The organism is Sporosarcina sp. NPDC096371, from assembly GCF_044762865.1.
Classification (GTDB): domain Bacteria; phylum Bacillota; class Bacilli; order Bacillales_A; family Planococcaceae; genus Sporosarcina.
This window is the reverse complement of sequence record NZ_JBIWFE010000003.1, coordinates 422515-444901: the sequence shown is the minus strand read 5'-3', so window position 1 is coordinate 444901 and position 22387 is coordinate 422515. Positions and strand designations below refer to the sequence as shown.

Below are 22387 nucleotides of genomic sequence, written 5' to 3'. Positions count from 1 at the left end.
TTCGCCTCCTAAAAGGGCTGCTCACCGAACACGTCGGAGGCAGCCCTTTATTAATTAATTATAATACACTAGCATGACCGTTATAGATCACGCCAGATTCAGCATCCATTGTTACTTCACTGCCATGCTGAATAAGTTTTGTGGCATTTTCAACACCAACAATAACAGGAATTCCTAAACTTAATCCAACGACCGCCGCGTGGCTCGTCAGCCCGCCTTCTTCCGTGATGAGTCCCGCACACTTCTCAATAGCCGGCATCATGTCCCGATCCGAACCAAGCGTGACAAGTATAGCTCCTGTTGTATCCAACGCTTGCGCCTCTGCCGCATTTCTAGCAACAACCGTACGACCAAATGCAACCGTTCTACCGATTCCTTGTCCACGTGCGAGCAAATCGCCAATAACATGGATTTTCATTAAATTCGTTGTTCCAGCTTCACCAACAGGAACCCCGGCAGTAATGATAACAACGTCACCGTGGCCGACATATTGATGCTTGACACTCTCCTCGACAGATTCTTGCAAAATTTCATCGATCGACGATACTTTTTTACCCACAATCGGATAAACACCCCAAACAAGCGAAAGTTTTCTTGAGCAAGTTTCGCTAGATGTTACCGCAATCACAGGGCAACCTGGGCGATATTTGGCAATCATTTTAGCTGTATGACCACTTTCAGTAGGTGCAAGAACAGCTTTAACTTTTAAATTAATGGCCGTGTAAGCTGCTGCTTGTCCAATTGCCTCTGTCATATTGCCATGTTTTTCACGACGACGTGTCGATACGACTGAACGATAGTCAATTGCATCTTCTGTTGTAATCGCAATTCGATCCATCGTACGGACTGATTCAACAGGATACAGTCCTGCTGCCGTTTCACCTGACAACATAATCGCATCGGATCCGTCCATAATCGCATTCGCAACGTCGCTTGCTTCCGCGCGTGTAGGACGTGGATTGCGTTGCATAGAATCTAACATTTGTGTTGCTGTGATTACCGGCTTGCCTGCTTGGTTACACTTTTGAATTAACTTTTTCTGAACAAGAGGCACTTCCTCAGCTGGAATCTCAACACCAAGATCACCGCGAGCAACCATCAATCCATCTGATACGTTAATGATTTCGTCAATGTTATCGACGCCTTCTTGGTTTTCAATTTTAGGGATAATTTGCAAATGCGAGCCGCCATTATTTTCCAAAATTCCGCGAATTTCCATAACGTCAGAAGCACGTCTAACAAACGAAGCCGCTATGAAATCAACGCCTTGTTCGATACCGAATAGGATATCCGCGGCATCTTTGTCTGTAATTCCAGGTAGTTGTACTGAAACACCTGGAACGTTGACACCTTTTTTATTTTTTAATAACCCAGAGTTAACAACAAGCGTATGAATTAGCCCTTGCGACTCATCTTTGCCCGTAACTTCTAATTGAATAAGCCCGTCATCTAATAAAATTACTGAACCGACTTCAACGTCCTCAATCAGCCTTTCATAGCTGACAGAAAACACCTCGCCGTTCCCCTCGACTTCCTGCATAGAAATAGCAATTTGCTGTCCTGTTACAAGTTCAATTTCACCATTTCTCATGGAATGTGTGCGTATTTCAGGACCTTTCGTATCTAACAGAATACCAACTGTTTTTCCTTTTTCACGCGCTACTTTTTTAATGGTATCGATACGCGCCTTATGCTCTTCATGGTCGCCATGTGAAAAATTCAGCCGTGCAACATTCATTCCTCCATCAATTAGTTGTCCAAGTATTTCAGGTGATTCACTTGCGGGACCAATCGTACAAACTATTTTCGTCTTTCTCATTCAAAATCGCCTCTTCCCCATTAATAAAACAATTCAGATAAATCTATCGAAATAAAGAAGTTCTTTGAATCCGCTATAGCGCTAAAGGATGATTCCCGTGATTAGCCAAGTAGCTTCCCCAAAATCTAATGACTTCGGTTTTCATCAAAGGACAGTTTGTAAAACTATTTTTTAAATGGACAGTTCTTTGGAAAGTGTATACATTTCCGCTTTCCAATCGTTTGTTGACCCTTCGTCATCCTTTATATCATACTCAACAATTCCATTATTTTTCATACCTACCGCGACGCCTCCGCGACCTTCTTTAAGAAGCTCCACAGCCCTTGCGCCAAACTGGCTAGCAATCACTCGATCGCGTGCTGAAGGTGATCCACCTCTTTGAATATGACCCAGAACAGAAATATGTGTATCAATATTCGCCTCGCGTTTCAATATATCCGCAAGTTCAGATGCCGGCATAACACCCTCCGCAACAATGATAATGCTATGCTTCTTCCCGCGCCCCGATCCATTTTTCAGTCTTTCTATAATTGCAGGCACTTCATACTTCTCTTCTGGTATCAGGATCGTCTCCGCACCGCCCGCAAGTCCCGCCCATAAAGCAAGATCGCCGGCATCACGCCCCATAACTTCTACAATAAATGTTCGCTCGTGTGAAGAAGCAGTATCCCGGATTTTATCAATTGAGTCAATAACCGTATTTAATGCGGTATCGAAACCAATTGTAAAATCGGTTCCCTGAATATCATTGTCAATTGTTGCTGGGACACCGACACATGGAATACCGAGTTTTGTCAATTCTAGAGCTCCCCTAAAAGAGCCATCCCCACCGATGACAACAACCCCTTCAATGCCATGTAACTCCAATTGCTGCAAAGCTTTTTCACGCCCCTCAGGCGTTCGGAACTCCACACTGCGGGCAGAACGTAACATTGTTCCCCCTCGTTGGATAATATCACCCACGGAACCGAGCTGTAACAGTTCAACTTTTCCTTCAATCAATCCCTGATAGCCGTTGAAAATACCAGCGACTTCAAACTCCTCAAAAATTGCCTTTCGGACCACTGCACGAACTGCCGCATTCATGCCCGGTGCATCTCCTCCACTTGTCAAAACAGCAATCCTATTCATTAAAATCGCCCCTTGTTTATGTATTATTGGTTTTTTCGCCGAACGCGAAAAGATGCGGTCGCTCCGCATCTTTCCTTTTAGCTAGAAAACACACCCATGTGTCTAAATTTATTGTATCGCTCTTCAACAAGTCCATCACCATCTAGAGGGCCTAACTTCGCTAACGATTCACGAATCGCGTCTCTGATAAAATCAGCTTGCGCTTTAGGGTCACGATGTGCGCCTCCGAGTACCTCCGGAACAATCTCATCGATAATCCCCATCTCTTTCAAATGAGGCGCTGTGATTTTCATGGCTTCAGCCATCTGTTTTGCAAGTGATGCATCTTTCCACAAAATAGAAGCTGCTCCTTCTGGCGAAATAACCGAGTACCACGAATTTTCAAGCATAAGAATATGGTTAGAAACGCCAAGTGCCAGCGCTCCACCACTTCCCCCCTCGCCAATAACAATTGAAATAACAGGTACTTTTAATCCTGCCATTTCAACAAGGTTTCGGGCAATGGCTTCAGCTTGACCACGTTCTTCAGCTGCTTTTCCTGGATAAGCGCCTTTCGTATCGATAAAGCAAATGATTGGGCGATTAAATTTCTCCGCTTGTTTCATAAGACGAAGTGCTTTCCTATAGCCTTCTGGATGGGGCATACCGAAGTTTCGTTTGACGTTTTCTTTTGTATCCCTACCACGCTGTTGACCGATAATTGTTATTGGAGTCGTTTCAAATGACGCGATTCCTCCAACAATGGCAGCATCGTCACCAAATGCCCGGTCACCATGCAATTGCATGAAATCTTCGAATAGCTCGCCAATATAATCTAGTGTAGTGGGACGTTCTGGGTGCCTAGCTACTTGAACGCGGTCCCACGGTTCCATATTACCATATATATCTGCTTCTAGGCTCGCTAAACGTATTTTAAGTGTTCCGATTTCCTCAGACAAATCCACTGTATTCGTCTCCGTAAATTCCTCGAGTTCTTTGATTTTTTCACGAAGCCTAATAACTGGTTCTTCAAATGTCAACGTTTTACCCATTTCACTTCGCCCCCTTCGCGTGAAGTCGCACGATTTTAGCTAGTGTACCTTGCATATCACCACGGTGAACCACTGCATCTAACTGCCCATGATCCAGTAAAAACTCAGCTGTTTGGAAATCTTCCGGTAACTTTTCCCTTACTGTCTGCTCAATCACCCGTCTACCTGCAAATCCAATAAGCGCTTTCGGCTCCGCAATATTAATGTCCCCGACTGATGCAAAACTTGCCGATACGCCGCCAGTCGTAGGATATGTCATAACAGAAATGAACAATAACCCTTTCGTCGCATGACGATTTAAAGCAACGCTTACTTTGGCCATTTGCATCAATGATAAAACACCTTCTTGCATTCGTGCACCACCGCTCGCCGAAAAAATGATCATTGGAATTCCCAACATTGTTGCTTTTTCAACAGCCCTCGTGATTTTCTCACCAACGACAGAGCCCATCGATCCCATCCGGAAGTGAGCATCCATAATTGCAATAGCCACATCATGACCATCGATTTTCCCAGTTCCCGTTAGGACAGCCTCATTCAGGCCTGTTTTCTTCGCATCCGATTCAATCTTTTCAGTATAAGCCGGAAATTGCAGTGGGTTTTCTGTTTTCAGATGATTGTCCATGGATTCAAAAGTGCCTTCATCTAATAAGCAACTCACCCGTTCAGCCGCTGTCATTTTCAAATGATGGTCGCATTTCGGACAAACCTTTAATGTTTTCATTAAGTCCTTCGTCAAAATAACATTTTTACATTGCTCACATTTTGTCATAAGTCCTTCCGGCACATCGTTTTTTGCGTCATCGGAAGGTATCGTTATCGGACGCTTTTTTTTGTTTTTCATAAATATATCGCGAATCATTGTATGCTTTCCCCTCTTTCACCTTCAACTAGTTCTATCCATTTCGTATAGGCTCTCAATGTTTCCAGCTCATCGCCGTCAATTAGGCCTTTCAGCAGTTCTTTCACTACACCGACTTCATCGGCACCCGTCATTTCCTGGAAAGGGACTCTACTATATTGTTTCAATAAAAACCAAATTTTAAGCGACAATCGATTCCCTGTTGCAACTATCATTTCACGAATGATGTCTTCACGGAGAATTTCCCCATCCATTTCGATTTTAGCAAGTAAACTTTCCCATACAGGCAAGGCACGTAACGAGCTATCTTTACAGACCGAAACAAGCGCAGCAGTCTCATGTATCATCCTTGTTTCCTTTACATCCATGACTGATTCAGGTTGCTGCATGATGAATGCGGCGAGCACTTCGACAAGCTGATGCTTTTTAAAATCAACAAGGAATGTCCCTTCTCCACGTCGCGTTTCAATCAATCCAAGCAGCTCTAAACTTCGTAACGCTTCACGAACTGTCGACCTTCCCGCCTGTAGGCGTTCTGCCAATTCCCGCTCCGATGGTAGTTTACCGCCCGTTTTTATACCTTCTTCTTTAATAATCACTCTAAGTTCACCCACAATATCGAGGAACATCTTTGACGGTGCTTTCGGATTTTGCATGCATGGTCCCCTCTGACAATCAAATAAAATCAATTCCACCCCGGCGAGCGCGAAGTGGTCTGACCACTTCTGTCTATAGCATACAGAAAAGAGTGCGTGACGTAAAGTGAAAGTTGTAGAACCATAAGAGACTTGCCCATTAACGACAAGCCTCTTAATTTTTCCGAGTTTGTTGTACAAGAATCTGCGGCTTCCCTCTATGGCGTTCAACGGTTCCCTCTAGCTGAATAATTGCCATTTCAACTAGCTGGTTATCGGAAATTGCGTATTGTTTCGGGAAAAAAGTACAGGAAATTTGCCCGGTCTCATCTTGTATTGTCACAAAGGCCATCGCTTCCCCTTTTTTCGTGCGAATACGCTTAATTTCAGTAATAAGACCTATTATTTTCACCTGTTCACGGTCACGAATTGTAGTAATCGAGGAAATGTCGTTAAACTGTCCCCCTGCTGCTTTTTTTTCTTGAGCAATTGGATGATCAGAAATATAGAAGCCGAGCACTTCCTTTTCAGATGCGAGTATGTCCATACGATCTACCATTTCAGCTGGTGTATACTTTGGACTCACTGTCCCACCAAATAGGACGTGATTGCTGGCTACTTTGATGGAGGCCTCTAGAACTGCCCGCGATTCTCCAAACTCATCAAGGGCTCCTGCTTTAATAAGCGGAATCAAGGCCTTCTCTGTAAAAGCTTCTCCCCCAAGTGCATCCGCCATCTCAAAAAGGTTCACCCAGTTGCCACTGGCCTTTCTTGCCTCTTTAAGCAACTTAAAGAAAACAGGTGTCACACCCTTTATTGCACCCAGTCCCATCCGGATTGCCCCGTTCTCCACCGTGTACATATACTGACTACGTTTTACAGAGGGAGGAAGAATCCGTATACCACGTGCCTCCGATTCGCGCATCAACTCCACTGTCTTATCATTGTTGCCGGTCATCGACGATAGAAGAGCAGCGTAAAAATAAGCGGGCTCATTGGCTTTCAAAAAGCCAAGTCGATACGAAATAAGCGCGTAAGCTACAGCATGGCTTTTCGGAAAACCATAATCCGCAAACTTTACGATTAAATTGTAAACTGCCACAGCAGTATCTTCCGGAAATCCGTTATTAACAGCACTTTGCGTGAAATGTGCACGTTCTTTTAGTAAGATTTCTCGATTTTTTTTACTAATGGCCCTTCTCAATAAATCAGCTTCACCCATCGTGAATCCTGCAACACGAACAGCGATTTGCATAATTTGTTCCTGATAGATAATGACACCATGTGTCTCCTTCAAAATCGACTCAAGTTGCGGGTGCAGATACGTTACGCTTTCGTCACCATTCTTCCTTTTTCCATAGAGCGGAATATTATCCATTGGACCTGGACGATACAAGGCACTAATGGCGAATATATCCTCGAACTTGTTCGGCCTTATCAAACGCAAGGCCTCTCTCATTCCATCCGATTCAAATTGAAAAACCCCTGACATATCTCCTGCCCTGAAAAGATCAAATGTTTTTTCATCATCCAGCGCGATCGCCTCAAAATCTAAGGGAACACCTTTGTCATAAGTTATCATTGACCTAATCCGGTCTAGAAGCGTCAAATTACGCAAACCAAGAAAATCCATTTTCAATAGACCTTGTTCTTCAACATCCCCCATTGGCCATTGTGTAAGATAAATATCATCCCCGCCACTTTGAAGTGGGACAATCTCTACAAGCGGCACTGGGGATAAAATAACCCCCGCTGCATGCGTCGATGCATTACGAGGCAATCCTTCGATTGTTGTTGCAGCCTGCAACCATTTACCACGGATATTATCAATCGACATCCAGTCACGTAATGACTTCGATTGTGCAACCGCCTCTTCTAGTGTAACGCCTTGTCTATTCGGGATTTCCTTCGATAAAAAGGCCATTTCTTCATTCGAAAAATCAAAAACACGTGCCACATTTCGTGCAACAGAACGTGCAGAAAGCGTACCAAATGTAATGATTTGTGCAACATGTATTTTACCGTATTTTTGTGCCACATAGGCAATCACTTCCGCACGACGATTGTCCGCAAAGTCAATATCAATATCAGGCATCGTGACGCGATCTGGATTTAAAAACCGTTCAAATATAAGCCCATATTTAAGGGGATCAACTTCTGTTATCCCAAGTGCAAAGGCGACGAGCGACCCCGCTGAAGATCCCCTACCTGGACCGGTTAGAATTCGATTTTCCTTGGCATATCGCATAAAATCTTCAACAATTAGGAAGTAGTCGGAAAATCCCATTTTACCAATTATCGCTAATTCATAGGAAAGACGATCTCGATATACTTTTTCTATCGTTCCAAATCGCCTTTGTAACCCAACCACACTATTTTTCTCCAACAAAGAAGTAGCTGTCTCTCCCGTAGGAACTGGAAATACAGGCATTAGCGATTGACTTGGCGGTAAACTTACGTCACAAGATAATAAAATGTCTGACATATTTTTGAGCCACTCGGGCCTATCCTCAAACCATAAGTCGAGCTCACTCTCTTCAGGAACATACGCATCTTTATATTCATTGGCAGGTCTTGCTGGATCGTCCAGCTTATAGCCCGTCCTGATTGCTTCAGCAACGTCGTAGGCAAATGCATCCTCTTGGTTAAGATAGCGGGATTCATGGACAGCTACGACAGGTATATGCACCGCTTCCGCTATCGCTTCAATGCCCAATTCATCAGGATGCCTCCCCCCTCCCGCTCTGCTAATCCCAATCGCAACGGTTGACTCATCACAACCATTTATCACACGGTGAAAGGCTTCCTTATTACGACAAGTATTCCAGGAAACATCCGTCAATGGACAAACGATGATGCATCCCAAGCTATATGCTTTCAGCCAGTGAAGCGGCAGCGTTTCGGTATCCCTGTTCGCCACAGCACTACTCATTTTCAACAGATTACGATAGCCTTCGTCATCCTTTGCATAGATGTATAAAAGGACAGATTCTGTGTCGTCAATCTCTACATAAATGGATAAGCCAATCACAGGGTGTATGTCGTATTTAGACATGATTTTATAGAAAGAACGAATGCCATATAGCTTTGAATTGACGATAGCAACAGAGGTAGCCCCTCTCCTTTGCAGAAGTGGGGCTAGCCGATCGAGCTTTATAATACCGCGCAATAGATCCGCGCCAGTCACAACTTGCGGATAGACAAGTGTCAATGTAATCCCTCCGCCCGTTTTTTTACTCACATAATCGTTTTAACTCTACGATGACCTTATCGGCTTCTTCCCATGAATAGACGGAAGCACCTGATGCTAGTGGATGGCCTCCGCCTCCAAATTGGGCTGCTAGCTGATTGATCACAGGACCTTTCGAGCGCAATCTCACACGAATTTGATCGTCTTCTTCAATGAAAATCACCCATGCACAGATTCCTTTGACATCCCCTAGCGCTCCTATTAGTTGAGATGTATCGGAAGCCGTCACACCAAATTGTTCAAGTATTGATTTGTTTATTTTAACGAATGCAGCCCCATTGTCATCCATTTCGAAGTTTTGATAGATATACCCTTTTAGATGAAGTAGTTCCCGCTTCACTTCATACATGCCTGCAAACAATTCCGCTCGATCAAAATCAAATTTTATCAAATCACTAGCGACTGCAAACGTATGAACGGTCGTACTCGGAAACATAAAACGACCCGTATCTCCGACAATTCCCGCGAACAACAGTCTAGCTGCATCCGTCGTCATGTTCCAGCCGTACTGTTTCTGACCTTCTTCAAACAACGAATAAATCATTTCAGAAGTCGAACTTGAAGACGTGTTCACCCATTTCACATCCCCGTAAGGATCTACATCTGGGTGATGATCAATTTTCATCAGGAGATCACCTTGAGTATAAAACTCCCCATCAATACGTTCTGTATTTCCCGTATCTGTCACAATCACAAGGGCACCCTCATACAACTCCTTGTTGACTTGATCAGGACATGCTAAGTATGTAAGTGATTCATCATGTGCACCGGCCGCAAACACTTGTTTCATCGGATAATTCGTTTGTATCAATTCCTTCAGCCCCATTTGGGAACCATAAGCATCTGGATCAGGCCTTACATGACGATGAATAATAATCTTGTCGTACCTTTCAATTGTGTCAATGATTTGTCTTTTCATTTCCGCTTCCTCCTGATCTCGATATATTCGGGTCGCATTTCAATCTAAAAGCCGCTACAATATAAGAAGTTTGTACTTTATGGAGGGCTTTTATGTTTAATTTCATTTTGGTATTCCTTATTATTGCTTCAGGTGTCTTCTACTTTTATTTCAAGACCCGGCAATTCAGAACGAGATCCGTCTTTCCTATCCGTAAAAAAATGTTTGCCAGCATGGCCGGTTCTTCCCTTGGTTGGCTACTATTATTTTTCGGAGTCAACCAACTGTTCCTTTTCGACGGTTTCTTGACCTATTTAATCGCCGCCCTATTCATTGCACTTGGTGGTTATGTCGGCATTTTCAATTACCGAGCATATAAACATTATTTAAGTTTTGTAGATGAAGAAAACGAGTTGAACAAAAACTGATGCGCTTACGTGCATCAGTTTTTTTCAATGTGCCTACATTTATCGTTCAAATAACTGATACATGAACACAGCCTTGGCTACCAGATCACCTTCAGACAAAATGTCGAAGTCGACTTTGACAAAACGTCTGCTCATATGCAAAATACGCGGCTCAACAACAACGACACTGCCTAGTTGAACATGTTTAATGAAATACAATGTCATGTTTTCAGGAACACTTTCCCCACGCTTACGCATTTTGATAGCCCTATTCCCTGCTTCAGTCAATAAAGTCGTCAATGCACCGTATGACAATGATCCAAACTGATTGGTCATCTGCGGGATAACTGTAAATTCAACAGCGAGTTGCTGATCAGGTATCGTTTTCATTTGATTTTTTACAATATCATCAATCGTTTCTCCCTGTTGGGGTTGTCGATGCGTCATTTGGAATGCTTTCAAAACGTCCTGTCTGCTGATAATTCCCGCCAACATACCTGCCTCCGTAACAACAGGCATCAGATCGATTCCTTCCCAGATCATACTGTGTCCAGCCGAGGCGACACTTGTCTTACCGGTAACTGTTATCGGATGGCGCGTCATCACCTTTTCAAGTAATTCATCATCCGATTTACCAATCGCATCACGCGAAGTGATGATCCCTACGAGTTTGCCACCTTTTTCGATGACAGGGTATCCTGAGTGGGAAGTCGCCCGATTCACTTCATTGAAATGAACAACCTTGTCCTTTGTTGAAAGTGTGATTGTTTCCGGTAGCGGCGTCAAAATATCTTCCACTAGTAAAATCTCTTTTTCAATCAGCTGATCATAGATGGCTCGATTCAGCATCGTCGCAACCGTAAATGTGTCATAGCTCGTCGAAATAACCGGTAGTTCCAGTTCATCCGCTAATTTTTTCACTTCATCACTTGCGTCGAATCCACCTGTAACCAATACCGCAGCCCCTGCCAACAAGGCAGTTTCATGCGCTTTTAACCGATTACCAACTATTAACAGACTACCCGCGTCAATATAACGCATCATATCATCTAATTGCATCGCACCGATCACAAACTTGGTTAACGTTTTATGTAAACCGCCACGTCCACCTAGTACAAGTCCATCGACAATATTTAGCACTTCCGCGAATGTTAGCCGCTCGATATTTTCCTTCTTTTTCTTTTCGATTCGGATGGTACCTACTCGCTCAATCGTATTGACGAGTTTTTGGTTCTCCGCCTCTTTAATGGCTCGGTATGCCGTTCCTTCACTGACAGACAGCGCACGGGCTACTTGGCGAACGGAGATCTTTTCGCCTACGGCAAGCCCTTCAATATGCTGCAAAATTAGTTCATGCTTTGTCGCCATGTTTTCACCTTTTCCTATCATGACCTTACAGCCATTCTACCATAAAAGATAAGGAAAAGCGCAAGGCGCATTTGCTCAGTTTATACTGTCCCAACAAAGGTTCAACATTCAAACGACTCTCCCGCTTGCATAATTTTCACTTCATGATTTGAGACAAGTCCTTTAAACACTTCTGGATCCTGCTCAATAGGCGGAAATGTGTCGAAGTGTACAGGTATTGTCAGTTGTGGATTCAACAAGTCGACAGCACAAGCAGCGTCTTCTGGCCCCATTGTGAAATTATCACCAATTGGCAAGAAAGCCACATCGATGGGGTGTCGTTTACCAATCATCTCCATATCACCAAATAGCGCCGTATCTCCTGCGTGATAGATCGTTTTTCCTTCAGCTGTCAATAAAATACCCGCAGGCATGCCTGTATAGATGATTTCATTTTCCTCGGTTGTGTAAGATGAACTATGAAACGCCTGCGTAAATTTTACTGTTCCAAAATCAAATGTACACGCTCCTCCAATGTTCATGCCATGTGTTTTTACGCCCTGCCACCCTAGATAGACAGCAAGCTCATTGGGAGCGATGACAAGTGCATCACTTGCTTTGGCAATAGCCACCGTATCACCTACGTGATCGTTATGACCGTGCGTAAGCAATATCGCATCTGGTTTCTCTTGCTCAACAATTAAGTCGGTCAGTTTATTTCCTGTAATGAACGGATCAATAATTATGGTGTAATCACTTGTTTTTATTTTTACAATTGAATGTCCGTGATATGAAATTTGCATATACTCTCTCCTCCAGATTCTATCCTCAAATATAATTTTCGTTATTTAACCCGAAAACCCTCTTTTTTGTTATGATTGTTCTATCTATAGAGGAGGTTATTCTAATGAGTAAAGTTCAAGAAATTCAACAATACTTGCAGAGTCAAAATTTAGACGCCGCATTTATTACGACGCCTGATAATGTGTTTTATGTGACAGGATTCCACAGCGATCCACACGAAAGATTGCTAGGGGTTATGGTATTTAAAGAAGCGGAACCATTTATCATTTGTCCATTGATGGAAGTGCCTGACGTGAAAGCGGCTGGCTGGTCTTTTGAGGCGGTTGGACATGAAGATACAGAAGATGCTTGGGACGTTGTGATGGATGCTGTCCGCAAACGTGGGGAGCTACCTACTTCGATTGCAGTAGAGAAATCCCATCTAACGGTCGAACGTTTTGAACGTCTTGGACAACTATTGCCAAACGCTACATTCGCACGCCTTGACGAACAGCTAAACGGTATGCGCAATATCAAAAGCGAAGACGAACTGACCAACTTACGCAAAGCTGCAGAGCTAGCGGATTATGCAATTGAAGTTGGCTGCAAAGAAATTGCCGAAGGGAAAACTGAACTTGAAGTACTAATGGCGATTGAATTTGAAATGAAAAGAAAAGGTGCCGAAAAAATGGCATTCAATACAATGGTTCTATCCGGCCCTAAAACAGCTTCACCGCACGGAACACCTGGCGATCGGAAAATTCAAAAGGGAGACTTCATCCTGTTCGACCTTGGTGTCGTCTATAAAGGCTACTGCTCAGATATCACTCGAACAGTTGCTTTCGGAGAACCGACCGATAAAATGCGTGAGGTCTATGAAACTGTCAAGAAGGCAGAACAAGCAGCGGTCGATAAGGTTCGACCAGGCGTAAAAGCATTAGAAATTGATAAAGCAGCAAGGGATATTATCGAGGAAGCTGGCTACGGTGACTATTTCACGCACCGAATCGGTCACGGTCTTGGGATCTCAGTTCATGAATTCCCATCACTCACAGGAACCAACGAATTTCCTCTAGAAGAAGGAATGGTCTTTACGATTGAACCTGGTATTTATCACCCTGACATCACTGGCGTTCGAATCGAGGATGATGTTGTCGTAACGGCAAACGGTGTAGAAGTCCTTACGAAATTCCCGAAAGAATTGCAAATTATTCAACCATAAGAAAAAAGCTGTCCGCATCTTATGATGTGTGGACAGCTTTTTTTTATTTCTATTAGCGATTCAATAATGTTTCCACCGCTACATAGTCAATGCCTTGTGCATTTGCTACCGCTTGATAAGTCACAAAGCCTTCCATTGTGTTAATCCCTTTTTGAAGAGAAAGATTATCCAAGCAAGCTTGTTTGTAGCCTTTATTGGCAATTTGAAGTGCATAAGGAACGGTTACATTAGTCAGTGCTGTTGTTGATGTTTGTGGAACTGCACCCGGCATATTTGCCACCGCATAGTGAACAATTCCATGCTTCTCATATGTTGGGTTATCATGCGTTGTTACACGGTCAGACGTTGCAAAAATTCCACCTTGGTCAATCGCAATATCCACAAGAACTGAACCTGGTTTCATCGATTTAACCATATCTTCTGACACCAATTTCGGCGCCCGTGCCCCAGGAATCAATACAGCACCAACCACAAGATCAGCATCCTTGACAGATTCCGCAATGTTGAATGGATTCGAAACAAGTGTTTGAATATCGTTTCCAAAGATTTCGTCCAAATAACGTAGACGGTCTACAGACAAGTCTAGTACGGTTACTTTTGCACCCATACCTACCGCAACTCTTGCTGCATTCGCCCCCGCTTGTCCTCCACCAATAATCGTTACCTGACCACGAGAAACCCCCGGCACACCACCTAGAAGAATTCCTTTACCGCCATTGGTTTGTTGTAAATATTGTGCACCAATCTGCGTTGCCATGCGCCCAGCAACTTCACTCATTGGCGCTAGAAGTGGTAATGAGTTATTCGGAAGTTGTACGGTTTCATAAGCAATCCCGATAACTTTATTCTCAAGTAATGCTTTTGTTAGTTCTACTTCTGGTGCAAGATGCAAGTAAGTAAACAAGATAAGCCCTTCACGGAAATAGCCGTATTCTGAAGCTACTGGCTCTTTTACCTTCATAACCATATCGGTATCCCATGCCTGTTCGGCAGTGGTAACGATTTGTGCGCCAGATGCGATGTACTCCTCATCTGTGAAGCTTGATCCTAAACCTGCACCCGTTTCTATGAAAACTTCGTGTCCTGCTGATTTTAGATTAAAAACTCCTGATGGTGTCATTGCGACACGATTTTCATTGTTTTTAACTTCTTTCGGAACCCCAATACGCATTATTTCTCCCCCTCAAAAAATGGTTATTTCGCTAGTCAAATGGCAACTCTTTAAGAATACCAATGTCCACTTAATTCTATCAGAAAGAAAATAGTTTGGCTCTATTTTTCAATGTTTGCAGAATACTTAATCATTCAAGGCTATCTACCAACAAATTACACTATGTGACAAAATTTAGAATAAAACTGTAACATTCACGAATTCGCTAACAATTTGTTTAAAGGATTAGAAGGGTTTTTAACCTGATTATCGAAGTAGTAACTATACCAATTTAGGATGGAGTGATTACTATGACATTAGTATACAAACAAATCCTGGTCGCAGTAGATGGTTCAAAGGAATCTGAGTGGGCTTTCAAAAAAGCGGTAGCCATTGCAGATCGAAACGATGCAACACTAAACTTAATTAATATTATTGATACACGCTCTTACGCTGCAGTCGAAGCTTATGATCGTTCCATTGCACAACGGGCACAAAAATTTGCCGCAGAGCTTTTAAACAATTATAAAGTAGAAGCTGAAAAAGCCGGCGTACAACATGTCAACACCATCGTTGAATACGGTTCACCTAAAACAATGATTTCACGCGATCTCTCAAAAAAACTGCAAGCTGATCTCATTATCTGTGGTGCAACAGGATTGAATGCAGTTGAACGTTTTCTTATTGGTAGCGTCTCTGAAAATATTGTCCGTTCCGCAAAATGTGACGTCCTCGTTGTACGTACAGCTGAAGAAGCGCACTAACAAAAAGAGTTGCTCGATAATGTTTATCGAGCAACTCTTTTTTCATCTGATTACTTATAAAGCTTTAGACGGACAATGATGAGACCTTACTCCGATACCCACATATCAATCTTCTGAAGAAATAGTGCCAACGCATGCTTGTCTGACATATTCGGAACTTTCGCAAGCAAGACATCTCGCGTTGCTGTCATTTCCGGGAATGGCTTTTGAAGAACCAAAATACTTTTTGCATGTGTTGTACTTTTGAATAGTGAATCCGGCAATTGGATAACTGCACGAATAATCGTCTTTTTCTTTAGAAATGGATGCAACAAAGTCGACTGTCCAGACTCAAACAAGTTCGCCGGGACGATGAAGATTCCATGTCCACCAGGTTTCGTATGATTCATCGATTGTTCAATAAAGAGGTGATGTGCGTAGGCGTGTCCCTCGGTTGGCATCATTTCATAATTAAGGGCATTATCATCATCAGGATAATACCCAACTGGTACATCACTAATAGTAATATCCACCGGGTCAACGAGCAAAGGTCGTAGTGCATCCTGAACATAAAATGTCACTGGTTGCTCAAGTAACTCGGCTACAACAGCCGACAACCTAACGAGTAATTCGTCAATTTCAACCGCTGTCGCTGTGACATTGTTCCCAACCGCGTTCATCACTGTATACAACAAATTTCCAGTTCCCGCTGCCGGGTCGAGTAGTGTCAAATTATGCTCATTTACCGACAACTTACTAGCAATATGCCCGATTAACATCCCAATAGAATCGGGTGTCATTTGATGATGCGGCTGTGCATTTTGCTTCATCCCCTTAAGGACTGCAAGCTGGATTCCTCTTCGAATATCTTCTTTTGATACATTTTCTGATACCACTGGACTTGCTTCACCTGAAAGCCATTTTCCACACGCTTCAATAATCGCTTCCAAATAGAGCTCGTCAGTCGTTTGTGCAAGTGTATCTAAAAATGAAAAAATCTTTTCTGTGTCTGTTGTCATTTATTTATCCCTCTATCGACAAAACCCACCCGTCATGTTCGAGTGGGTTTCCGTAATTAGTTTGTTAGTTGTTTAACAGCTTCGATTGCTTTCTCGTAATCTGGATGGTCTGTATTTTCGCTAACATATTGGACATATGTTACTTTATCGTTTTTATCGACAACGAAAATAGAACGAGCTAGCAGGCGAAGTTCCTTAATGATTGTACCATATGCTTCGCCGAAAGATAGGTCACGATGATCAGATAATACTTGAACATTAGTGATTCCTTCAGCGGCACACCATTTAGCTTGCGCAAATGGAAGATCCACCGAAATCGTTAACACTTGGACATCATCCCCAAGTGATGCAGCTTCTTCATTAAATTTGCGAGTCTGCGTGGAACAAACACCTGTATCGATTGAAGGGATTACACTAATCAAACGTATTTTCCCTTTCGAATCTGCTAGTGTTACCGGGCTTAAATCATTAGCAAGCACCGTAAAATCGGGTGCTACGTCACCTACTGCAACTTCTTTACCAAGCAATGTAACAGGGTTATTCTTAAATGTAACGGTAGCCATTATGACGCCTCCTTTTTCTACATCTATCATACTAAATCGCAGTCTATTCGTGCAACTGTTGTCCCTCAACCGTTTGTCGTTGACGAACACGAATCTCTTTTTCATAAGAGTGCTCATATTCAACGATTGTCTCCGCAAACACATCATGCAGCGCCTCTTTTTTCGGCATAAATAAAACAAGTAGATAAGGTAAAACAAGCGTTTTCGAGATAAACCTTCCGAAGACTTCACGGAATATAACGATGCTCCATGTAAGTTTTCTTCCATCCTTCGCAACCACTTTTATCCCCATAATCATTTTACCAATCGTCTGCCCCGTAAACTTTGTCATAAGTGCAAAATAGAGCAAAAACAACAGGAGCGCCGTCACTTTATAGGGACTAAATAATAGGAACGGTGGATCGGTTATGTCGATACCCACCACCCTAAAAATCGGCTTGATTAGAATACCACTGATTGCATACAAGACAAGAAGATCGATCGTATACGCCCAAAAACGTGTCCAGAAGCCAGCATATTTCGGCCGAAAATGCTCCGTTTGAATAATATCATCATCCAATATTGGCTTCACCGCGGTGGATTGTTCCGCAAGATGCGGCGGTTGTTCGATATACTCTGACATACGCGACTCCTCCTTATCTTTCACCATATAAATACATCATCCGAGGGGCATTATAGTCGGACAATAATTTACCAATCAGCTCTGATTCAATATTGCTACCCACGAGACTACTAGCTTTCACACCTAACCAAGCCCAATTATCCGCCGCCGAATATTCGAACACAGTTGCATCCTGAAGCTTATAGTCTTCTTTCATCGCTGCGATGGCATCCCCAACCTTGCCGTATTCATCTGCCAGTCCTGCCTCAATAGCTTGACGTCCGTTCATTATCCGACCATCTGCAACAGCCTTCACTTCCGCCTCCGTCATCCCACGACCTTCTTCAATAATATCTACAAAGCGCTCATAGGAATCATTAATCATTTCTTGGAGCATTGCACGTTCTTCGTCTTTCATTTCTCGAGATCCACTCATAATATCTTTGTACGGACCTGTTTTAATCGTATTGAAATCAATGCCATATTTCTCAGCTAATTTTGCGTAGTTAACACTTTCCATAATGACACCGATTGACCCTGTAATCGTTTCACGATTGACAAAGATTTTCTCTGCAGGTGCTGACACATAATAGCCACCTGAAGCAGCCATTCCGCCCATTGACACATACAACGGAATCTCTCTTTCCTGTTGAATTTCGCGAATTGCATCATAAATATCCGCTGACTCCACCACTCCACCACCTGGTGAATTTACTTGAAGCACGAGGCCCTTCACACTTTGATCCTCTAGCACTTCATATAACTGATTCATGAAAAATTGGTGATTATAGCCAGCCGGCTGAAAGAACGAGGAAGTGTTCCCTAAGTCTTGAATAACACCATCCAGAGTAAGAACCGCAATTTTATCACTTGACTTCCCTTGTTCTAGTACGACTTCCCCATACCCAGACTGTGTTGACATCGCCTTCTCAAAAAAGCCACTAACATCCTTTGTAAATATGTACGATAATGAATTGACACCTACTGAAACAAATATTAGTGTTGCCGCGATGATGATTGCAATCCATCGTTTCATTGTCATTAAAAACTCCTCCTTTTCCGCTACCTTATTGTATACGTTCCTTCATCCCAAAATGTTTCACCCTATGCCAAACTAAAAGTAAATTTGTTTTGATTAGGCAGTACAACTAAGAAAAGCCACCCATTATAGGAGGCTTTTCTTCATTTTCACCACTTCTAGAACTTTTGAAACTGTAAACAAAAGAAGTGCAGACCAAATAAATGAAAATGATAGTAAATCTATTCGTTCAAATTTTTCCTGATAAACAATAACACCAATAAACAACATCAATGTTGGTGCAATATATTGTAAAAATCCTGCCATATAGAGCGGTATTCTTTGAACGCCTTTCGCATACATGACAAGAGGTAACGCTGTCGCCGCCCCTGTTAATATAAGCAATATATTCGTCTTACTATCAACATGTAAAAATGCAGCCTGCCCGTCCATGAAAAGCCAAACATAATATATAACCGCAAATGGTACAATAAAGAACGTTTCAATTGTCAATCCGCGTAATGCATCCAACTGAATTTTCTTCTTAATAAGTCCGTACACCGCAAACGTGACGGCCAATGAAAAGGCCAGCCATGGAAACTTCCCATATGAAACCGTTAAAATGGCAACCCCGATTGTCGCAAGTAAGAATGCAGTTTGCTGCGCCCTCGACAGTTTTTCCTTTAAGAAAAAGATACCTAGGAGTACGGACACGAGTGGATTCATGTAATAACCAAGACTCGTTTGAACGATATAATTGTGATTCACCGCCCATATGTAGATAAACCAGTTACTCGATACAAGTGCTGACGCAAAGAATAACAACCAAAAATCCCATTGTGACTTCCAAAGCGTTAGTATATCCTCCTTTAGATGTCGACCACCCTTTATAAGCAACACAACTAATAATGTCATGATAAATGCCCAGACGATACGACTAACAACTATTTCTGTGCTTGCAACATGCTCTAAATGCTTCCAATAAATCGGCATCAAGCCCCAAATAAGGTATGAACCGACTGCCCAAAGGACACCGCTTTTTTCCGTTTGCATCACGACGCCCCCTTTATTTCATTTCCCGAAATAGTAGCCTAAGTATAGACCCAATAATACGGTTGGTAAAGATAAAATTGATCTTCCCCATCAAAAATAGCCGCCTTCGTCAGTTCAGTATTCACTGTCTGACGAAAGCGGCTTATCTGGAACACTTACTTTTGTTCTCGCTCCCTCAATGTAACGCGCATAATCTTACCCGACGCTGTCTTCGGTAATTCTCCAACGAACTCAATTTTACGAGGATATTTATACGGTGCAGTCAGAGTCTTCACGTGCTCTTGCAATTCAGTCACAAGACTTTCCTCGTTTTCCCGTTCAGCGTTTTGCAACACCACAAACGCTTTAACGATATTTCCACGCACTTCATCAGGACTACCAACGACTGCACATTCGCGAACCGCCGGATGTTTCGTCAATGCATCTTCCACTTCAAAAGGTCCAATTGTGTAGCCCGAACTGATAATAATGTCATCCCCTCGACCTTCAAACCAGAAGTATCCATCCGCATCCATTTTTGCCCTGTCACCCGTTACATAATACTCGCCACGAAATTGCATTTTCGTCCGCTCTGGATCTTTTAAATACTCTTTGAATAATGCAGGCGCGGACATATGTACAGCAATATCCCCCACTTCTCCAGAAGTAATCGGATTGCCTTCATCATCAATAATGACGACCTTGTTTCCGGGCGTTGGTTTCCCCATCGATCCGGGTCTCGTTTCCATACCAAGCATCGTACCTACCAATAATGTGTTTTCCGTTTGCCCATAGCCATCCCTAACAGATAGAGAAAATAACTTGTCAAAGATGTCAATCACTTCACGGTTAAGTGGCTCTCCAGCAGATACCGCACTCCGAATGGAGGTTAGATCATAATCCTGAATGCGGTCCTCTTTTGCAATGAAGCGATATTCTGTTGGTGTACAGCAAAGTACATTTACACGGTAACTTGCGATGAGCTCCAAATACGTTTTGACGTCGAATTTTCCGTCATAAATCAATCCTGTGGCCCCACTACCTAATACGGAAAGGAAAGGTGTCCATATCCATTTTTGCCAACCTGGTGCGGCAGTTGCCCAAACAAGGTCTTCTTCTTTGATACCTAGCCAACTTGCGCCTGCCGTTCGCAAATGTGCATATCCCCAGCCATGCGAGTGGATAGCGCCTTTAGGTTTGCCTGTCGTTCCCGATGTATATGAAAGAAATGCCATGTCTGTGCTTTTCATAATGGGTGCACTAAATTCCACCGAGGCTGTCTCCATCAATTCTGTTAATGACAATTGCCCCTCGGATGCTTTACCCACAACAAAAAGCTGCACATCCTCCATATTATCAACTTCACTCAGCTGATCTGTGAATGCCTCGAATGCCACAATCGCTTTTGCTTCACTGTGCGCCAGGCGATACTCAATATCCGAGGACCTTAGCATTTCAGAACTAGGAATAACAGCCAACCCTGCCTTAAGTGCTCCTATATATACCTCATACGCCTCAATCATTCGCGGTACCATTACAAGAACAATATCCCCTTTTTGTAGACCGTTGTCTTTGAATACATTTGCAGCTTTGTTTGCTGATGCCATTAATTCATCATACGTAATTTCTTTTTTTACACCTTGTGCATTGATGTATATAAGTGCTTCCTTTCCGGTTCCTGTCGCGTATTTTTCGAATTCACTTACCAAATTGTATTGGTCTGGTGCAATTAATTGTTCTCTATTCATTGAAAATTCCCCCTTATCTCTCTATATCAATTATACAAACATTTATGCAATAATTCAAAACTAATTTACATTTCTAAATAAAGCGTTCTTTTTCTTATGTAAAAAGCCGCCCCCAAATTTTTTTTGGGGACAGCCGTTTTTATTGTATTTATTTTTGGTAACCGTTCATTTGCGCTTGAGCCTGACGTACTAATCGCTTTGTAATTTCTCCGCCGACGGAACCGTTGGCACGCGATGTAGAATCCGGTCCAAGTTGCACTCCAAATTCACTTGCAATTTCGTTCTTCATTTGGTCAAGCGCTTGTCTTACACCTGGAACAACTAGTTGATTTGAATTACCACTGTTTGGCATTGTATGTCACCTCCTTGTGCATATAGAATGTGCCGTTATTAAAAATTCATACAGAATTTCTAATTGGCAATTTTTACCTTTACGATCAAAGAAGTTTAAAACGCCGTATTTCCGCCTACACTATTCGGAAGCAAGCTTCCAAAAAGATTTGAAAATTGTTATTTTTGGTTATAACCATTCATTTGCTGTTGCGCCTGACGTACTAAACGCTTTGTAATTTCTCCACCAACAGAACCGTTAGCGCGCGCTGTACTATCAGGTCCCATCTGTACACCAAATTCATTTGCAATTTCATTTTTCATTTGATCAAGTGCTTGTCTTACACCTGGAACAACTAGTTGATTTGAATTTCCGCTGTTTGGCATCGTGTGTCACCTCCTCTGTGCATATAGAATGTGCCAATGCTAAAAATTCATACAAGAATTTTTGTTGGTAACTTTCACCAAATAACCTTCATCTGTTTAAAATACTTTCCTTTGTCTACCCTGTAAAAGCGAAAAGCTGTTTCGGAAAAATTCCGAAACAGCTTTTCATATCGTACTTATTATTCATTCGAGCCTTTCATTTGTTGCTGAGCCTGACGTACTAATCGCTTTGTAATTTCTCCGCCGACGGATCCGTTGGCACGCGATGTAGCATCTGGTCCCATCTGTACACCAAATTCGTTTGCAATTTCATTTTTCATTTGATCAAGTGCTTGTCTTACACCTGGTACTAAAAGTTGATTTGAATTACCGTTGTTATTGTTGCTAGCCATTTTTACCACCTCCTTGTGC

Annotated in this window: 22 protein-coding genes; 3 read left to right on the top strand and 19 right to left on the bottom strand. The window is 42.6% G+C overall.

What is annotated here, in order from left to right; translation table 11 throughout:
* Positions 1 to 58: 58 nt before the first annotated feature.
* The 7 genes from pyk to ACIQ0H_RS10790 form a co-directional block, all read right to left on the bottom strand.
* Positions 59 to 1819, bottom strand: coding sequence for a pyruvate kinase (gene pyk / locus ACIQ0H_RS10820; protein ID WP_403414182.1), 1761 nt, complete (start codon positions 1817 to 1819; stop codon positions 59 to 61).
* Positions 1820 to 1990: 171 nt separating this feature from the next.
* Positions 1991 to 2950: a 6-phosphofructokinase gene (gene pfkA / locus ACIQ0H_RS10815; RefSeq protein ID WP_403414180.1), complete on the bottom strand. Its 960-nt coding sequence runs from the start codon at positions 2948 to 2950 to the stop codon at positions 1991 to 1993.
* 77 nt (positions 2951 to 3027) lie between these two features.
* Positions 3028 to 3981 carry an acetyl-CoA carboxylase carboxyltransferase subunit alpha gene (locus tag ACIQ0H_RS10810; RefSeq protein WP_403414177.1) on the bottom strand — a complete coding sequence of 318 codons (954 nt, stop codon included), beginning with the start codon at positions 3979 to 3981 and terminating at the stop codon, positions 3028 to 3030.
* Between the two features lies 1 nt (position 3982).
* Positions 3983 to 4843 carry an acetyl-CoA carboxylase, carboxyltransferase subunit beta gene (accD, locus tag ACIQ0H_RS10805; RefSeq protein WP_403414175.1) on the bottom strand — a complete coding sequence of 287 codons (861 nt, stop codon included), beginning with the start codon at positions 4841 to 4843 and terminating at the stop codon, positions 3983 to 3985.
* Entirely contained in the window at positions 4840 to 5499 is a 660-nt protein-coding gene (locus ACIQ0H_RS10800) for a FadR/GntR family transcriptional regulator (protein WP_403414172.1), read from the bottom strand. Before ACIQ0H_RS10800 ends, accD begins: the two co-directional genes overlap by 4 nt.
* Before the next feature lie 154 nt (positions 5500 to 5653).
* Positions 5654 to 8719 carry a DNA polymerase III subunit alpha gene (locus ACIQ0H_RS10795; RefSeq protein WP_403414170.1) on the bottom strand — a complete coding sequence of 1022 codons (3066 nt, stop codon included), beginning with the start codon at positions 8717 to 8719 and terminating at the stop codon, positions 5654 to 5656.
* Positions 8712 to 9647, bottom strand: a complete 936-nt coding sequence (locus ACIQ0H_RS10790) for a DHH family phosphoesterase (RefSeq protein ID WP_403414167.1) — start codon at positions 9645 to 9647, stop codon at positions 8712 to 8714. Before ACIQ0H_RS10790 ends, ACIQ0H_RS10795 begins: the two co-directional genes overlap by 8 nt.
* A gap of 92 nt (positions 9648 to 9739) precedes the next feature.
* On the opposite strand from ACIQ0H_RS10790, the gene ACIQ0H_RS10785 reads away from it, so the two are divergent.
* Positions 9740 to 10054 carry a YtpI family protein gene (locus ACIQ0H_RS10785; protein ID WP_403414164.1) on the top strand — a complete coding sequence of 105 codons (315 nt, stop codon included), beginning with the start codon at positions 9740 to 9742 and terminating at the stop codon, positions 10052 to 10054.
* A 39-nt stretch (positions 10055 to 10093) separates the two neighbouring features.
* Here ACIQ0H_RS10785 and ACIQ0H_RS10780 read toward each other — a convergent pair whose 3' ends face one another.
* Together ACIQ0H_RS10780 and ACIQ0H_RS10775 are read right to left on the bottom strand one after the other, a co-directional pair.
* On the bottom strand, positions 10094 to 11401 hold the full coding sequence (locus ACIQ0H_RS10780; RefSeq protein WP_403414162.1) for a DRTGG domain-containing protein: 1308 nt from the start codon (positions 11399 to 11401) through the stop codon (positions 10094 to 10096).
* Positions 11402 to 11502: 101 nt separating this feature from the next.
* Positions 11503 to 12183: a metal-dependent hydrolase gene (locus tag ACIQ0H_RS10775; RefSeq protein ID WP_403414160.1), complete on the bottom strand. Its 681-nt coding sequence runs from the start codon at positions 12181 to 12183 to the stop codon at positions 11503 to 11505.
* A gap of 104 nt (positions 12184 to 12287) precedes the next feature.
* Here ACIQ0H_RS10775 and ACIQ0H_RS10770 point away from each other — a divergent pair, with 104 nt between their 5' ends.
* Complete coding sequence (locus tag ACIQ0H_RS10770; RefSeq protein WP_403414158.1) at positions 12288 to 13385, top strand: M24 family metallopeptidase; 1098 nt, start codon at positions 12288 to 12290, stop codon at positions 13383 to 13385.
* A gap of 52 nt (positions 13386 to 13437) precedes the next feature.
* On the opposite strand, the gene ald is transcribed toward ACIQ0H_RS10770, so the two are convergent.
* On the bottom strand, positions 13438 to 14556 hold the full coding sequence (ald, locus tag ACIQ0H_RS10765; RefSeq protein ID WP_403414156.1) for an alanine dehydrogenase: 1119 nt from the start codon (positions 14554 to 14556) through the stop codon (positions 13438 to 13440).
* A 290-nt stretch (positions 14557 to 14846) separates the two neighbouring features.
* Between ald and ACIQ0H_RS10760 the strand changes: the two genes are divergently transcribed.
* Positions 14847 to 15299, top strand: coding sequence for a universal stress protein (locus tag ACIQ0H_RS10760; protein WP_403414154.1), 453 nt, complete (start codon positions 14847 to 14849; stop codon positions 15297 to 15299).
* An 86-nt stretch (positions 15300 to 15385) separates the two neighbouring features.
* Here ACIQ0H_RS10760 and ACIQ0H_RS10755 read toward each other — a convergent pair whose 3' ends face one another.
* The 9 genes from ACIQ0H_RS10755 to ACIQ0H_RS10715 form a co-directional block, all read right to left on the bottom strand.
* The gene (locus tag ACIQ0H_RS10755; protein WP_403414152.1) at positions 15386 to 16297 is read right to left on the bottom strand and encodes a class I SAM-dependent methyltransferase; all 912 of its coding nucleotides are present in this window, start codon (positions 16295 to 16297) and stop codon (positions 15386 to 15388) included.
* Positions 16298 to 16353: 56 nt separating this feature from the next.
* Entirely contained in the window at positions 16354 to 16860 is a 507-nt protein-coding gene (gene tpx, locus ACIQ0H_RS10750; protein ID WP_403414150.1) for a thiol peroxidase, read from the bottom strand.
* 43 nt (positions 16861 to 16903) lie between these two features.
* Entirely contained in the window at positions 16904 to 17482 is a 579-nt protein-coding gene (locus tag ACIQ0H_RS10745) for an RDD family protein (protein ID WP_403414148.1), read from the bottom strand.
* Positions 17483 to 17495: 13 nt separating this feature from the next.
* The gene (gene sppA, locus ACIQ0H_RS10740) at positions 17496 to 18503 is read right to left on the bottom strand and encodes a signal peptide peptidase SppA (protein WP_403414146.1); all 1008 of its coding nucleotides are present in this window, start codon (positions 18501 to 18503) and stop codon (positions 17496 to 17498) included.
* 123 nt (positions 18504 to 18626) lie between these two features.
* Complete coding sequence (gene rarD / locus ACIQ0H_RS10735; protein WP_403414144.1) at positions 18627 to 19532, bottom strand: EamA family transporter RarD; 906 nt, start codon at positions 19530 to 19532, stop codon at positions 18627 to 18629.
* A gap of 155 nt (positions 19533 to 19687) precedes the next feature.
* Positions 19688 to 21259 (bottom strand): acyl-CoA synthetase MbcS, encoded by a 1572-nt coding sequence (mbcS, locus tag ACIQ0H_RS10730; RefSeq protein WP_403414142.1) that lies wholly within the window; start codon positions 21257 to 21259, stop codon positions 19688 to 19690.
* 148 nt (positions 21260 to 21407) lie between these two features.
* Positions 21408 to 21611, bottom strand: a complete 204-nt coding sequence (locus ACIQ0H_RS10725) for an alpha/beta-type small acid-soluble spore protein (RefSeq protein ID WP_403414140.1) — start codon at positions 21609 to 21611, stop codon at positions 21408 to 21410.
* Positions 21612 to 21769: 158 nt separating this feature from the next.
* Positions 21770 to 21976 carry an alpha/beta-type small acid-soluble spore protein gene (locus ACIQ0H_RS10720; RefSeq protein WP_403414138.1) on the bottom strand — a complete coding sequence of 69 codons (207 nt, stop codon included), beginning with the start codon at positions 21974 to 21976 and terminating at the stop codon, positions 21770 to 21772.
* A gap of 179 nt (positions 21977 to 22155) precedes the next feature.
* A complete protein-coding gene (locus ACIQ0H_RS10715) occupies positions 22156 to 22368 on the bottom strand; it encodes an alpha/beta-type small acid-soluble spore protein (RefSeq protein WP_403414136.1) in 213 nt (70 codons plus the stop codon).
* Between the last annotated feature and the right edge of the window lie 19 nt (positions 22369 to 22387).

Coding starts and splice junctions, on each gene's coding strand:
- tpx (WP_403414150.1), bottom strand. CDS start 16,860: ATGGCTACCGTTACATTTAAGAATAACCCTGTTACATTGCTTGGTAAA.
- ACIQ0H_RS10755 (WP_403414152.1), bottom strand. CDS start 16,297: ATGACAACAGACACAGAAAAGATTTTTTCATTTTTAGATACACTTGCA.
- ACIQ0H_RS10745 (WP_403414148.1), bottom strand. CDS start 17,482: ATGTCAGAGTATATCGAACAACCGCCGCATCTTGCGGAACAATCCACC.
- mbcS (WP_403414142.1), bottom strand. CDS start 21,259: ATGAATAGAGAACAATTAATTGCACCAGACCAATACAATTTGGTAAGT.
- accD (WP_403414175.1), bottom strand. CDS start 4,843: ATGATTCGCGATATATTTATGAAAAACAAAAAAAAGCGTCCGATAACG.
- ACIQ0H_RS10760 (WP_403414154.1), top strand. CDS start 14,847: ATGACATTAGTATACAAACAAATCCTGGTCGCAGTAGATGGTTCAAAG.
- ACIQ0H_RS10790 (WP_403414167.1), bottom strand. CDS start 9,647: ATGAAAAGACAAATCATTGACACAATTGAAAGGTACGACAAGATTATT.
- ACIQ0H_RS10810 (WP_403414177.1), bottom strand. CDS start 3,981: ATGGGTAAAACGTTGACATTTGAAGAACCAGTTATTAGGCTTCGTGAA.
- ACIQ0H_RS10785 (WP_403414164.1), top strand. CDS start 9,740: ATGTTTAATTTCATTTTGGTATTCCTTATTATTGCTTCAGGTGTCTTC.
- ACIQ0H_RS10720 (WP_403414138.1), bottom strand. CDS start 21,976: ATGCCAAACAGCGGAAATTCAAATCAACTAGTTGTTCCAGGTGTAAGA.
- ald (WP_403414156.1), bottom strand. CDS start 14,556: ATGCGTATTGGGGTTCCGAAAGAAGTTAAAAACAATGAAAATCGTGTC.
- pyk (WP_403414182.1), bottom strand. CDS start 1,819: ATGAGAAAGACGAAAATAGTTTGTACGATTGGTCCCGCAAGTGAATCA.
- ACIQ0H_RS10770 (WP_403414158.1), top strand. CDS start 12,288: ATGAGTAAAGTTCAAGAAATTCAACAATACTTGCAGAGTCAAAATTTA.
- ACIQ0H_RS10800 (WP_403414172.1), bottom strand. CDS start 5,499: ATGCAAAATCCGAAAGCACCGTCAAAGATGTTCCTCGATATTGTGGGT.
- rarD (WP_403414144.1), bottom strand. CDS start 19,532: ATGCAAACGGAAAAAAGCGGTGTCCTTTGGGCAGTCGGTTCATACCTT.
- ACIQ0H_RS10775 (WP_403414160.1), bottom strand. CDS start 12,183: ATGCAAATTTCATATCACGGACATTCAATTGTAAAAATAAAAACAAGT.
- ACIQ0H_RS10780 (WP_403414162.1), bottom strand. CDS start 11,401: ATGGCGACAAAGCATGAACTAATTTTGCAGCATATTGAAGGGCTTGCC.
- pfkA (WP_403414180.1), bottom strand. CDS start 2,950: ATGAATAGGATTGCTGTTTTGACAAGTGGAGGAGATGCACCGGGCATG.
- ACIQ0H_RS10725 (WP_403414140.1), bottom strand. CDS start 21,611: ATGCCAAACAGTGGTAATTCAAATCAACTAGTTGTTCCAGGTGTAAGA.
- ACIQ0H_RS10715 (WP_403414136.1), bottom strand. CDS start 22,368: ATGGCTAGCAACAATAACAACGGTAATTCAAATCAACTTTTAGTACCA.
- sppA (WP_403414146.1), bottom strand. CDS start 18,503: ATGACAATGAAACGATGGATTGCAATCATCATCGCGGCAACACTAATA.